The organism is Corallococcus sp. AB038B, from assembly GCF_003668955.1.
In the GTDB taxonomy this organism is placed as follows: Bacteria; Myxococcota; Myxococcia; order Myxococcales; family Myxococcaceae; genus Corallococcus; species Corallococcus exiguus.
Genome location: NZ_RAWO01000014.1, coordinates 138,079 through 151,322, shown reverse-complemented (window position 1 = coordinate 151,322; position 13,244 = coordinate 138,079). Strand labels below are relative to the sequence as shown.

Below are 13,244 nucleotides of genomic sequence, written 5' to 3'. Positions count from 1 at the left end.
GAAATGAGAGGGGACAGGCGGGCGTTGCATTTTGCCAGACTGTTTTCTCAAGCCTGGAGACGGATGCGTTGTGAGGCTCCGGGGCGGTGGCTAGAAGCGAGGAATGATGGACCTCTTCCTGATGTCACCCCCGGGCCGGGGCTGGGCGCTGCGAGGCCGTTCGAACTTCCGCAGCCGTGAGGCCGCTCCGGCGGATGCGCGTGGCGCCCGGCGGGAGTGGCTGACGCTCGCCCGGCACATCGAGTCCCGAGGCGGCACGGTGGTGGCGCTGCCCTCGCCGTCGGACGCGCTGACGGGCATGCCCTACGCGGCCGAGTGCGGCCAGGTGGTGGCGCGCGAGGGCCAGGCCCCGCTGTTCCTCCTGCCCAAGATGATGAGCGCGCATCGCTTCACGGAGCGTGACCATTGGACGCCGCTGGCCCGCCGCCTGGGCCTGGAGGTCGTGGATCCGGGCGTGGGCATCTGGGAGGCGCACGGTGACGTGGCGACGTTCGACGGCGTGACGCTGCTGTTCTGGGGCGGGCGCACGACGCTCGACGGGCTGGAGGCGGCGCAGAAGTCCTTCCCCGGCGAGGTGCTGCGCCTGCAGGTGCGCGAGCCCGCGTTCCACGGGAACATGGCGGTGCTGCCCCTGCCGGCGGTGGACCGCCTGGTGGTGTGCCCGGACGTGATGGCGCCGGAGTCCGTGGCGCTCCTGGAGCAGCGCTTTGGAGCGAACCGGCTGGTGCGGGTGACGGAAGCGGACATCCGCCGCTACGCGACGAACGGGCTGCCGCTGGGCAGGGACCTGCTCGCGCCCACGGTGATGCCCGCGCACATCGTGGAGACCTTCGAGCGCCTGGGCATGCGCGTGGTGTCCATGCCGATGCCGGAGCTGACGGAGAAGGGCGGCGGTTCGTCGCGCTGCCTCGTGTCGCGCGCGTCGGTGGATGACTCGCGCGTTTCGCTTCCGCCCGAGTACCGGTTGGACGTCGTGGCGAAGGACATCGAAGCCGATGGCGGGTGAGCTCGCGGCGCAGGCCCAGGCGTTCTTCGCCGCGACTCCGGAGCTGTCGTTGCAGGCGCTGGGCTCCGGCGTGCACGTCCCGTCACTGGACCTGGCGCCATACGGCATCCCGGTGACGCACCTGCTGGCGGAGCACAACGCGGAGCTCGCGCGGCAATACCTCACGCTCAATCAGTTGGCGTTCGGCGGCATCGGCGTGCCGCGTTGGGTGCTGTCCGACTTGTACCTGCTGCCCGGCGCCATCGGGCTCTTGCGCTGTCCCGCGCGGCTGCTCAAGGCGCCCGCGCGCGAGCGGCTGCTGCTCGCGGATGAAGAGTCGGCCATCGGCGCGGCCTGCTACGTGGCGCCGTCGCTGACGCCGGGGCTGTTCGTGGGCGTGTCGCTGTTCAGCTTCCTGCCGGGGCGGGGCGCGTCCGCGTGGGTGAAGCTGCTCACGCTGGGCATGGTGCGAGCGAAGCGGCTGCGCGGCGTCACCCAGTGGGACAACCCCGCCGTGCGCGTGCACTCGCGGCTGGGACCCATGCGGCTGGTGGGGCGCGTTCCCGGTGGGCACGACTACGACGAGCGCACCTTCGTCTACGAGACGGACCTCTCCGACGAGGCCCGTGTGGCCCGGGCGATGCTCCGGGGCGATGCGCCCGCGCCCGCTACGCGCATCCCCGTCACCGACTTGCTGTCGCTGGGCACGCTGCTGGACCGGGCGGAGGCCGGGGCACGGCTGGAGCTGGTGCCTCCGGGCCAGGACGCGGGCCACGTGCTGGTGCGCGAAGTGCCTCAGGGCTGAGGCTCAGGGCGCGGGGGCGTGCGGGAACTCGTCGTCCTCTTCCAGGGCCTTGCGCAAGGCGCTGGCGCCGTCCTTGAGGATGGGCGCGCCGTGCGCGAAGCAGACGGTCTGGATGGGCAGGTGGTCCAGGATGCGCTGGATGCTGCTGCGCGTGCGCAGCGGTTCGTCCTGGTACTCGCCGGGGACGAAGGTGGGCGTGCGCCGGACTTCGTGTGACAGCAGGTCGGAGATGAACACCACGGCGTGTGGGCTCTTCTGGAGCCACAGCGTGTACATGGCCTCCGTGGGCCCCGGCGTCTGGAAGGTGTTGAGGCCGCCCGGCAGCGTGGTGCCGTTCACGTATTCGAAGTCCGGCTTCTCCTCCAGGCCCTGCGCGCCCTCGGGCGCCCAGACGGGCACGCCGAACACCTTGCGCAGGCGCCACGCGGAGCGCTGGTGGTTGCCCGCGGTGAGCACGATGGCGTCGATGTCGCCCAGCTTGCGCAGGAGCTTCTCGTCGATGGGCAGCGGGTCGATGAGGGTGACGGTGCCGTCGTCATCCACCACCGCGTAGGCGTCGCTGCGAATGCCGCCGAGCCGGTCGTCGGAGACGGTCCAGTGGTGCACGCCGGGGACGATTTCAACCGTCTTCTTCGCCTGTGCCGTGGGCTCGCTCATGCGGACAAAGCTAGGCACCTGTCCCCGGATGACAGGGGTGCACGCTCCGCTGCCCGCCTGCTCCTCCAGCGAGCCCTCTTGTCCCCTTCGCATCCCGCTCTCCGCACGCACCTTTGTCGTCGGAGGAAGGAGCGACCCGATGCGCGAGATGCAACCGCTGGTGCTGTTCGATGGGGACTGCGGCTTCTGCAAGCGCTGGGTGGCTCGCTGGAGCCAGGACACCGGTGGCCGGGTGCGCTTCGCGCGCGGGAGCGGATGGCTGCTCAAGCTCCTGGGCATCTCCAAGAAAGACATGCTGCGGGCGATGCAGCTGGTGGAGCCGTCGGGGCGCCGCTCGTCCGGCGCTGAGGCCGTCTTCCGCATGCTCGCCTGGTCGCCCCGCTGGAGCACGCGTCTGGCCGCGCGGCTGGGATTGGTGCCCGGCGTCCGGCACGTGGCGGGCGCGGTGTATTCGGTCATCGCGCACCACCGCCGGCGCGCGTCGCGGTGGGACCGTTGGTTGTTCAGCCGCGTGACGGAGCCCGCGGAGCATCGGCTGGTGCGCTGGGCCTTCATGAGGCTGCTGGGCGGCACGTTCCTCATCGCCTTCACGTCGCTGGGGAAGCAGGTGCTGGGGCTCTACGGGGAGAAGGGCATCCGTCCCATCCGCGACGTCGCCCAGTCCGAGCGCTGGGCCGCGCAGGGCCGTTGGCGCCGTCCCTCCGTGTTCTGGAAGGACGCATCGGACGTGACGCTGGTGCGCGGCTGCCGCGTGGGACAGGCCCTGTCGCTGGCGCTGCTCCTCAACGTGGCCCCACTCCCGAGCGCCGCCGCGCTGTGGGCGCTGTATCTGTCGTATGTGTCACTGGGGCGCGAGTTCCTGTCGTTCCAGTGGGACGTGCTGCTGCTGGAGATGGGGCTGGTGGGCGCGCTCACCGCGCCGGTCGGCGTGAGGCCCGGGCTGGGGAAGCGGGACGTGTCCGCGCTGGAGGTGTTCCTCTTCCGGATGCTCGTGTTCCGGCTCTACTTCGGGTCGGGCATCAGCAAGTTCCACTCGGGCGACCGGACGTGGCGCGAGTTGAGCGCGTGCGACGTGTACTTCGAGACCGCGCCCCTGCCCACGCGCGGCGGTTGGGCCGCGCACCAGCTTCCGCGTCAGGTGCGCCACGCGGGCACGGCGGCGGTGCTGGCGGCGGAGACGGCGGTGCCGTTCCTCGCCTTCGGTCCCCGGCGCGTGCGGCAGGCCGCCTTCGGCATCCTCTCCGCGTTGCAGGCGGCCATCATCACCACGGGCAACTACGGCTTCTTCAACGTCCAGTCGCTGGCCCTGGGGCTGTGGCTGCTGGACGACGCGGCCCTGCGGCGCGTGCTGCCGGAGGCGCTGTGGCGCGACGCTGGGCCCGCGCGGCGGCCGTCGGTGCCGGGCATGGCGCTGTCCGTGGCCGCGGCGGTGCCGTTGCTCACGCTGGGCACCGTGGAGCAGCTCCGCCGGATGGGGTGGTGGCCGCGCGGCCCGGAGCGCCTGGTGCGGGCGGTGGACTGGCTGGAGGACCGGGTGGTGCCGCTGCACTCGGTGAACTCCTACGGCCTGTTCGCGGTGATGACGGTGGACCGGCCGGAAATCACGGTGGAGGGCTCGGACGACGGCGTGCACTGGCGGGAGTACCCGTTCCGATACAAGACGTCGGGTGTGGACCGGCCACCGCGACAGGTCGCCCCGCATCAGCCCCGGCTGGACTGGCAGATGTGGTTCGCCGCGCTGGGGTCGCCGCCCTCGTGGTTCCTGGCCCTGATGGAGCGGCTGCTGGAGGGCTCGCCGGAGGTGCTGGGGCTGTTCGCGTCCAACCCCTTCCCGGACCGTCCGCCCCGGCTCGTGCGGGCGGTGCTCCACGACTACCGGATGACGTCCCGGACGGAGCGCCAGCGCACCGGGGCCTGGTGGAAGCGGGAGCGGCGCGGGCTGTATGTGTCGCCGTTGACCCTCGCGCCCGGTGCGTCCGAGCAGGCGGGGCGCCTGACGTGGCACGTCTGAAACATGCCTGGGTCCATGTAACTCATGCCCGGTACGCCAGGACCCCACACGGGGGCGGAACGGCTAATGGCTCCCCGTGCGAAAGCGAAGGGCCGGGGACTGGCGGGGGATGGGGATCGCTGGGTACGGTTCAAGGGCGATGGTGTCCGGTGCATCCCCGTCTTCCCTCATCTTCGGCAGGTATGCGGTGCTGCGCCGCGTGGCCGTGGGGGGCATGGGAGAAATCTTCCTGGCACGTCAGGTGGGCGTCAGCGGCTTCGAGCGCCCCGTCATCCTCAAGAGCCTGCTGCCGGACCTGCTGGAGCACGACGGCTCGGTGGAGATGTTCCTCGACGAGGCCCGCGTCGCGGCGCACCTGAACCATCCGAACGTCGTCTCGCTGTACGAGGTCGGCGCGTGGCAGGGCACGTTCTACATCGCCATGGAGTACATCGAAGGCGAGAACCTGGGCCGTCTGGCGAAGGCGTCGCAGCGGGCCGGCACGCCGCTGCCCCACCGCGTCTGCGCGCAGATGATCCGCGACGCGGCGCTGGGGCTGGACCACGCGCACCACGCGAGAGACAGCCAGGGCGCGTCGCTGGAGTTGGTGCACCGGGACATCAGCCCGCAGAACATCATGGTGCGCCTGGATGGCCTGACGAAGGTGGTGGACTTCGGCGTGGCCAAGGCAACCATCCGCGCCAGCCGCACGCGCACGGGCGTGCTCAAGGGCAAGCTGCGATACATGTCGCCGGAGCAGGTGCGCAACGAGCCCGTCTCCGGCACCAGCGACCAGTTCGCGCTGGGCGTGGTGCTGTGGGAGCTGTGCACGCGCCGGCCGTTCATCGACACGGACAACCCCGCGGAGGCCATGCGGCGCATCGCGCTGGCGGCGGTGCCCCGGCCCTCGCAGTTCGTGGAGGGGCTGTCGCCGCTGCTGGAGCAGATCATCCTGCGCATGCTCCACCGCGCCCCCGGTCAGCGCTTCGCTCGCTGCGCCGACGTGGCCCGCGCGCTCCAGTCCTATCTGGATGAAACGCCGGAGCCGCCGGAGGAGAGCGTCCCCGCGGTGGTGACGCGGCTGGTGGGCGACACGGTGCTGGCGCGGCTGCGCGACGCGGGCAGCGGCGAGCCCGGGCTGCCCCAGGTCCGCGAGCCCTCCAACGTGTCGTGCCCGCGCTGTGGCCAGTCCACCAGCGCGACCAGTCGCTTCTGTCCCGCGTGCGGCAACTCGCTCACGCCCATGGGCGTGGACGCCGCGCAGAAGTCGCTCACGCCCTCGTCCGGAGGCGCCGCGCCCAGGCTCCCGCTGATGCCCGCGCTGCGCGAGCCGCCCGTGCACCTGGGCGACGAGGACCTCCCCGACGCGCCGACGGCCAAGGCGCCCGCGCGTCGCGGCGACGGCGCCGTGCACGAGCCGCCCACCGACCCGACGATGGAGGTGCCCGCGCCGCTGGCCTCCTCCCTGGCCGCGCCGCCGTCCGCCACCGGGGACGACGACGGACCTCCGGCCCTGGGAGACGAGGCTCCGGGCCCCACGGTGAAGATCCGCGCGATGGACGCGCAGGCGCAGATGCGCCGGCTCACGCTGCTGGTGGTCGCGGGCGAGCCGGCCCACGCGGCCCGGTTGCGCGAGGTGGTGGCGCAGGTCTCCGCGCGCCACCACGTGGAGGCGATGGCGCTGTCGGACACGCATTGGTGTCTGCCCTTCGGCCTGCCACAGGTTCGCGCGGACGACGCGACGCGGGCGCTGAAGTGCGCGGAGGAATTGGGCGGCGCGGGCCTGAACGTGAGGCGGGGCCTGGAGTCCGGCGTGGTGCGCTCGAGCGCGGAGGCCGGGGCGCCCCGGCTGTCCGGCCTGGGGTTGGAGCGGGCGCAGGCGCTGGCGGACGCGGCGGTGTCTGGAGAACTGCTGGTGGGCGCCTCGGTGAAGGCGCTGCTGGTGGAGGCGGGCGGGGTGCGCATCGGCATGGCGCGCGAGCTGCCCGGCGGCACGGCGTGGCGGGTGGAGTCCGGCGCGCCCGCGACCCGCGTGGACGCGCTGGTGGGGCGCGACGAGGCGCTGACCCAGGCGGCGATGGTGGTGGAGTCGGCGTGCAAGGGCGAAGGCGGCGCGCGGCTCTTCGTGGGGCCCTCGGGCGTGGGCCGCAGCCGCTTCCTGGAGGCGGTGGCGGAGCTGGCCGCGGGCGCCTCGCCGCGCGTGGTGTACGCGTGGGGTGGAGATCCTCGTTCCGCGGGAGCGCTGGGACTGTGGCGCACGGTGCTCGCCGCGCTGTCGCGGACCGCCACGGGCGGAGACGCGTCGCTGCCTCCGCTGTCGGGGCTGGGCTTCTCCGAACCGGAGGCCGCGGCGCTCTGGCGGAGGCTCGCGCGGGGCGCGCCCGTGGGTGGCGGACTCCTGCCGGCGGGAGACGGAGCGGTGGTGGACGCCATCCAGCGCGTGGCGAAGCCGACCGGCCTGTTGCTGCTGGTGGACGACGTGCACCGCGTGGACGGCCCGTCGCTGGAGATGCTCGCGGGGCTGCTCACGGCGAAGGAGCTGGGCGTGTCGCTGGTGGCCACGGGTGACGTGGACGCGGTGCCCACGTCCCTGGCGTCGCTGCCCGTGACGGTGCTGGAGGGGCTGTCGCCGTCGGAGCTGAACGCGCTGCTCACCGCGAGCCTGGGCCTGGCCCTGTCGCCGTCGTTGGAGCGGGCGGTGGCGGACCGGGTGCGCGGCAATCCCGCGCATGCGCTGGCGCTGGTGCGGCTGCTGGTGTCGGTGGGGGTGTTGCAGCGCACGGAGGGCGGCTTCCAGTCCAATGGCCCGCTGTCCCCCGCGGCGCTGCCGCAAGGCCTGGGGCAGGCCCTGGGCGCGCGGCTGGAGCTGCTGCCCGCCGCGTCGCTGCGCTTCCTCCAGCGGGCCGCGGTGGAGGGCTCGCTCTTCTCCGCGGAGCTGGTGCGCGCGTCGCTGACGACCACGGACGGCGCCGGGGTGCTGGAGGACGCGGAGTGGGTGGTGCCCGTGCCCGGACAGCCCGGCATCTTCCGCTTCACGAGCGAGGAGGCCCGGCAGGTGCTGCGCGAGCGCCTGTCGCCCCCGCAGCTGCGCAGCGCGCACCAGGAGCTGGCGGAGACGCTGGAGAACGAGGCGTTCGTGCAGGAGCCGGCCCGCGAAGTGCGCGTGGCGGACCACCTGCTGGGCGCGGATGCCTCTGGAGCGCCGGCTGCGTGCGAGCGGGCGGGAGACTGGTTCGCGGCGCGAGGCGAGTGGCGCTCGGCGGTGGAGTTCTTCCGCTGGGCCCTGGGCAGGGCGCCCGGCGCGACGGCGGCGGTGGTGCGCTGGCAGCTGGACGTGCTCGCGCGCGCGGCGGGATGTCTTACGCAGACGGACCCCGCCGCGGTGGACGGGCTGGTGACGCCGTGGCTGGACCGCGTGCCGGTGATGCAGACGCCCGGCCGGTGGGCGGAGGCCGCGCGGCGCCTGGCCGTCGCGGAGCTGAAGCTGGGGCGCGTGGACGACGCGGAGGTGCGCCTCAGCATGGCGCAGGGGCCGGCGGGCTCGGATCCGGAGGCCGAGGCCCTGGTGCTGGGCGAGCTCGCGCGCGTGCGCGAGGCCAAGGGCGAGACGACGGCCGCGGTGGAGCTGCTGGCGCGCGCCTTCCAGCGCATGGGGAACCGGACCCCGCACGTGGCGGACTTCTTCTGGGAGCACTACCTGCTCCTGGGCCGGCTGCAGCAGCGGCTGGGGCAGCTGGACCGGGCGCGGGTGGCCTTCACGCGCGCGGCGGAGCAGGCGCGGTCGGTGGGCAGCGCGGTGGGCCAGGCGCGGGCGCTGTCGCAGCTCGCGGGCCTGCGGGTCCTCGCGGGCGAGCCGGCCCAGGCGCTGTCGGACCTGGAGCGCGCGCTCGCCCTGGCCGAGCAGGGTGGGGATGCCCAGGAGGTGGCGCGCATCCACTACAACGCCGGGCGCCTGCTGGTGGCGGGAGGCCGGGCGCCAGAGGCGCGCGAGCGGCTGGAGCAGGCGAGGGAGCGCGCCCGGATAGCAGGCTGGCGGGAGGGGGAGACCCTGGCCGCGCAGGTGTTGGGGGCGATGGAGGCCCGGACCCCGCGCCGTGGAAGTGGGCAGTAGTCGTCAGCAGGCGTGCAGGCGCGCGGACTTCGACGCGAGCGCTCGCGGTTTTCACGCCCTTTGAGTGGTCCACCGGTAGACTCGGCCATTCCCCACCTGCCCCCGTGCCTGCCTTCGTGAAGACCTCACGCCCCATCTCCTTTTCCCTGTTGGGTTTCCTCGCGCTGGGTGGCCTCGGTGCGTGCGGACCGTCGCCCACGACCATCACCCTGGATCCGCCCGAGCTGCGCTACCTGCGCACGCAGGGGCAGAACCTGCCGCTCAGCTACACGGTGTTGGACGCGGATGGGCGCAAGATGATGGACACGCGCCTGCGCTGGACCAGCTCCGCGCCGGAGGTGGCCTCCGTGCTGGAGGACGGCACGGTGGTGGCGCGCAAATCCGGAAAGACAATCATCGGCGTGCAGGGCGGCCGGGCGAAGGCGGCGCTGCCGCTGGACCTCACCATCCTCGCGTCGCTGGACGTGCGCGCGCCGGGCGCGGACTTCGTGGAGGTGGGGCGCACCCTCAAGGTGCGCGTGGTGGCGCGCAATGAAGCGGGCCACGTCATCGCGGACGCAGAGCCTGCCTTCCGCTCCAGCAACGAGGCCGTGGCGCGCGTGGAAAAAGGCGAGCTCATCGCCGCGTCGGCCGGCGTGGCCACCGTCACCGCGACGCTGGGGCACCTGAACCGCGCCATCGCCGTGCAGGTGGTGCCGCCGGACTTCGCCCGCCTGGGGTTGAACCTCACCTCGTACACCTTCAAGAAGAAGGGCCAGTCGGTGATGGTCCAGGCGCGCGCGTACAACCGCAACGGCGTGGCGTTGGAGAAGGTGCCGCTGGAGTGGTTCAGCTCGAACGCCGCCGTGGTGACGGTGTCGCCCGAGGGCCGCGTGACGGCCGTGGGCAAGGGCCGCGCGGTGGTGTCGGTGGTGGCCGGCCGCCGCCGCACGGCCGCGGACTTCATCGTCGAGTAGCTCCGCCGTTTCGACACCGGGCCCGCCGCACTGAAGCGGCGGACCCCGAGGCGACGGCCGCTACGGCTGCTTCTTGGTCGGCGCCGGGGACTTCGGTGCGGGGCGCTTGCCGCCCTTCTTCTTGGACGCGGCCTCCGCGTCATCCGGGCAGGGCGGGCGGGGACCGTCGGCAGGCGGCTGGATGGTGAACTCGACGCGGCGGTTGAGGGCCATGCCCTCCTCCGTGGCGTTGTCGGCCAGGGGCATGCTGCGCCCGTAGCCCTGGGAGCACACGCGCTCCGCGGCGACCCCGGTCTCGATGAGGAAGCGCTTCACGCTGGCGGCACGGCGCTTGGACAGCTCCAGGTTGTACTGGTCGCTGGCGCGCGAGTCGGTGTGACCCTCGATGAGGATGCGGTCCATCTTCGGGTTCTCCTCCATCACCCGCGCGACCTCCTCCAGCACCGGGTAGGACTCGGAGAGGATGACGTCCTGGTCGGTGGCGAAGTTCACCTGCTCCAGGATGACGATCTTGTTCCCCGACGTGCGCGCGAGCGGGCAGCCGTCACGGCCGCGCTTGCCCTGCGGGACGTCCGGGCACTTGTCGATGCGGTCCACCACGCCGTCGGAGTCCGCGTCGGTGTCCGGGCAGCCGCTGTTCTCCACCGGGCCCGCGAGGTTGGGGCAGCGGTCGCGCTCACCGATGACGCCGTCGTTGTCAGGGTCCACGGGCGGCGGGGGCGGCTCGGGCGGCTCTTTGAAGCGCTCGATGGCCTCCCACTCGCGCGTCTTGGCGGGCACCCAGATGATGGACGTGAAGAAGCTCAGGTTCGGCGACGCCAGCGAGCAGCCGCAGCCCAGGCCGCCGCCAAAGGTGAAGGTGACGCCCAGCGAGCTGTACCAGCGCAGGCCGATGAGCAGCTCCGCGGGAATCTGCCGCTCCTGGCCCGGAGCCTTCTTGAGGCCGAATGCGCCGTTCACCATGCCGAGCGCGGTGATGCCGCTGCCGCGCAAGAGGGGCACCTCCGTGCCCAGGCCGAACGGCGCCATGTCGCCCAGCTGCGTGCCGCTGAAGATGATGTCTGGCCGCTTCCAGAAGCCGCCGTTGAAGGCGAGGAGGATGCCGGACTCGAAGCGGTAGTCGAGCACCAGTCCCGGCGCCCAGGTGAGCTCGCCGTCACCCGCGAAGGCCTCCTGCACGCCGGTGGGGAAGCTGACGTTGAGCGTGAGCGAGGCGCCCCAGCCGTGGCCCTCCGCGGAGCGGCGGAATCCGGGGATGGCCACCTTGCCCATGAGGCGGAGGTCGCCCAGGGCGAAGCTCTCCACGGGCCCTTCGGTGCCGATGACCTCCAGGTTCTGGCCGCCCTGCAGGAGCACGAGCGGCATGTCCACGCCGACTTCGAACCAGTCGAAGAGGCCCACCGTGGCCATGACATCCAACTGGAGCCGGTTGCCCACGAGGCTGATGGAGCCCAGGTCTCCGTCCTTGGGGACGAGGGAGAGCGGGTTGAGGGAGTAGCTGAAGTAGGGCCCGGCGGCGACGGACAGGTGGGACAGGGGCCGGGACTGGGTGACCATCACCAGGTCCTGCGGCGCGCCGGACGGGCGGAAGACCTGGATGTTGAAGCGCGGATCCGGCGCGGCGTGGGCGGCGGTGGACAGCGCGAGGGCCAGCAGCAGCGGGAGGAGCGGCGTGCGGGAGGGCTTCATCGGACGCGGCGGGTGGAGCGCAGGAAGAGGAAGCCCAGGGCGAGGGTGACCAGCATGGCGGTGCTGCCGGTGGGGGTGTCCTCGGCGGTGGTGCCGCAGCAGAAGGCGCCGCCCTGGGGTTCAGTGCCGGGTTTGCGGCGGCCGCGTTCGCACTGCTGGGTTTCAGCGGAGCAGAACTCGACGCCCAGGCAGTCGCCGCTGTCGGCGCAGGTTTCGAGGCAGGTGTTGGAGGTGAGGTCGCAGGTGCCGCCGCAGGGGCAGTGGGCATCGGCGAAGCACTCGACGCACGTGGATCCGTCGCACACGCGCCCCTGCTCGCACGTCACGGCGCAGGCGCCGGTGTTGGTGCAGGTGCGGGTGGTGGGGTCGCATTTGCCGCTGCCGCAATCGGTGTCGTTGACGCAGCCCACGCACACGCTGTTCTGCGCGGTGCCGTCGGAGAGGCAGAACGGAGCGCCCTCGCCGCATGAGTCGCAGCGCGGGCCGCAGCGCTTGTCGGTGGTGCAGGAGCTGCATTCACCGCTGACGCAGGTCTGGCCGTCGCCGCATTCCAGGTCGTTGCGGCACTGGACGCAGACCTCGCCGTCGAGACAGTAGGGGCGCTCACCGGGGCACTTGGAGCAGCCGGGGCCGCAGCGGTCGGAGGTGTTGCACTCGGCGACGCTGTCGACGCAGGCGCCGTTCAAGGTGTCGCAGCGCTGGCCGTTGGAGCACTGGCTGTCGGTGGTGCACTCGACGCAGGAGGGCGGGGCGCCGGGAGTGGGCGCGGCGCACTGGGTGCCATTGGGGCAGCAGTTGCAGCTGTTGCCGGCGCAGGCGTCGTTGGTGTTGCAGGGCGTGCAGACGTTGTTGGAGCAGCTCTCACCGCGGTCGCATTGGGTGTCTTTGTTGCACTCGACGCAGGTGTTCGCGGTGAGGTTGCAGACCTGGCTGCCGGGGCACTCCGCGTCGGAGGTGCACTGGACGCAGGTGAAGTTCGGCTCGTCGCAGACCTGTCCGGAGCCGCAGTCGGAGTCGCGGACGCAGCCGGTGCACACGTTGGTGGTGGTGTCGCAGCGGCCCGTGGCGCAGTCACTGTTCTGGGTGCAAGCGACGCAGGTGAACTGGCCGTTGACCTCGGCGCAGATGGGCGCGGTTGGTCCGCACGGCGTGCACGTGCTTCCGCAAAGGAGGTTCGTGTCACAGGGCGCGCAGAGCGCAGCGGAGTTGCAGTAGTAGGACGAACCACAACTGCCATTGCCGGGCTGATTCGCGAACTGGCGGTTGCACTGGACGCACTGGTCCAGGTTGTCCGGGAACGACGGCCGGCCGGTCTCGGTCTGGAACAGCTGCGTGGGCTGGACCAGGTTGAATGGAGCGGCAGCGGAGTTGAGCGGGACGACTGGGGGAACGTTCGCGGGACGGTCGAAGTCCGTGAACGGTCCATCGAAGACCGCGAACTCCAGCGCCGCGTGCTCCACGATTTCGACGTAGAGCAGCTCAACGGGATAGAGGCCGGACTGGGTGAAGGTGACGGAGTTGGTGGTGCGTCGCGTGGCTGCACCGAGCTCCGGTGGCCGGATGACCACGTCGTAGCGCGTGCTGGCCTTGTCGAACAGAACGAAGCTGATGGCGTCGTCGGCGTAGAATCCGAAGTGCAGGACCCGCCCGACCATGGCCGGGGTGACGTTCAGGTAGCCGCGAAAGCGAGAGACGAACCGCGTGTTCGGGTCGTTGTAGTGGAAGGGGCAACCGCCCTGCGCGCAGCCCGAGACGTAGTTGACGAAGTCGCCGTAGCTCAGGATGCGACCGTCGTTCAGGTTGTTCGACAGGTCGAACGCGGAGCGCAGCACGGAGGTCATGCGCGTCCCGCGGTTCTCCTCCATGTATGCATTCAGGACGTCCGTATAGAGCGACTGACTTTGCGGATACTCCGCCGCGGTGCGCGTCCACACGTTGGACGCCATGCAGAGCCCTGTGCCGACATCGTTGACCGGAGAGGGCGCCGCAGGTGCCCCCGTCACCACGACGGCCGGCAGCTTCTGTGCCACGGCAGGCGCGCTCGCGAGGCA

At 71.9% G+C, this 13,244-nt stretch carries 8 protein-coding genes; 5 read left to right on the top strand and 3 right to left on the bottom strand.

Translation table 11 applies throughout. The features are described from left to right. The first annotated feature begins 103 nt into the window (after positions 1-103). Complete coding sequence (locus tag D7Y04_RS36250) at positions 104-1,006, top strand: dimethylarginine dimethylaminohydrolase family protein (RefSeq protein WP_233601742.1); 903 nt, start codon at positions 104-106, stop codon at positions 1,004-1,006. Continuing rightward, positions 996-1,790 (top strand): hypothetical protein, encoded by a 795-nt coding sequence (locus D7Y04_RS36245; RefSeq protein ID WP_121762279.1) that lies wholly within the window; start codon positions 996-998, stop codon positions 1,788-1,790. The genes D7Y04_RS36250 and D7Y04_RS36245 overlap by 11 nt, the downstream gene beginning before the upstream one ends. Positions 1,791-1,793: 3 nt before the next feature. On the opposite strand, the gene D7Y04_RS36240 is transcribed toward D7Y04_RS36245, so the two are convergent. Then, positions 1,794-2,465 (bottom strand): MBL fold metallo-hydrolase, encoded by a 672-nt coding sequence (locus D7Y04_RS36240; RefSeq protein WP_121762329.1) that lies wholly within the window; start codon positions 2,463-2,465, stop codon positions 1,794-1,796. Between the two features lie 121 nt (positions 2,466-2,586). Between D7Y04_RS36240 and D7Y04_RS36235 the strand changes: the two genes are divergently transcribed. The 3 genes from D7Y04_RS36235 (at position 2,587) to D7Y04_RS36225 (ending at position 9,504) form a co-directional block, all read left to right on the top strand. Then, positions 2,587-4,458 (top strand): lipase maturation factor family protein, encoded by a 1,872-nt coding sequence (locus D7Y04_RS36235; protein WP_121762278.1) that lies wholly within the window; start codon positions 2,587-2,589, stop codon positions 4,456-4,458. A 109-nt stretch (positions 4,459-4,567) separates the two neighbouring features. Continuing rightward, entirely contained in the window at positions 4,568-8,548 is a 3,981-nt protein-coding gene (locus tag D7Y04_RS36230; RefSeq protein ID WP_304988649.1) for a protein kinase, read from the top strand. Positions 8,549-8,664: 116 nt separating this feature from the next. Continuing rightward, positions 8,665-9,504 (top strand): Ig-like domain-containing protein, encoded by an 840-nt coding sequence (locus tag D7Y04_RS36225; protein WP_121762328.1) that lies wholly within the window; start codon positions 8,665-8,667, stop codon positions 9,502-9,504. 60 nt (positions 9,505-9,564) lie between these two features. Here D7Y04_RS36225 and traB read toward each other — a convergent pair whose 3' ends face one another. Next, positions 9,565-11,193, bottom strand: a complete 1,629-nt coding sequence (gene traB, locus D7Y04_RS36220; RefSeq protein ID WP_121762276.1) for an outer membrane exchange protein TraB — start codon at positions 11,191-11,193, stop codon at positions 9,565-9,567. Next, the gene (traA, locus tag D7Y04_RS36215) at positions 11,190-13,223 is read right to left on the bottom strand and encodes an outer membrane exchange protein TraA (RefSeq protein ID WP_233601741.1); all 2,034 of its coding nucleotides are present in this window, start codon (positions 13,221-13,223) and stop codon (positions 11,190-11,192) included. The genes traB and traA overlap by 4 nt, the downstream gene beginning before the upstream one ends. Between the last annotated feature and the right edge of the window lie 21 nt (positions 13,224-13,244).

Excerpts from the sequence above, each read along its gene's own strand:
- D7Y04_RS36250 (WP_233601742.1), top strand. The coding sequence starts at position 104 with ATGATGGACCTCTTCCTGATGTCACCCCCGGGCCGGGGCTGGGCGCTG.
- traB (WP_121762276.1), bottom strand. The coding sequence starts at position 11,193 with ATGAAGCCCTCCCGCACGCCGCTCCTCCCGCTGCTGCTGGCCCTCGCG.
- D7Y04_RS36230 (WP_304988649.1), top strand. The coding sequence starts at position 4,568 with ATGGGGATCGCTGGGTACGGTTCAAGGGCGATGGTGTCCGGTGCATCC.
- D7Y04_RS36245 (WP_121762279.1), top strand. The coding sequence starts at position 996 with ATGGCGGGTGAGCTCGCGGCGCAGGCCCAGGCGTTCTTCGCCGCGACT.
- D7Y04_RS36235 (WP_121762278.1), top strand. The coding sequence starts at position 2,587 with ATGCGCGAGATGCAACCGCTGGTGCTGTTCGATGGGGACTGCGGCTTC.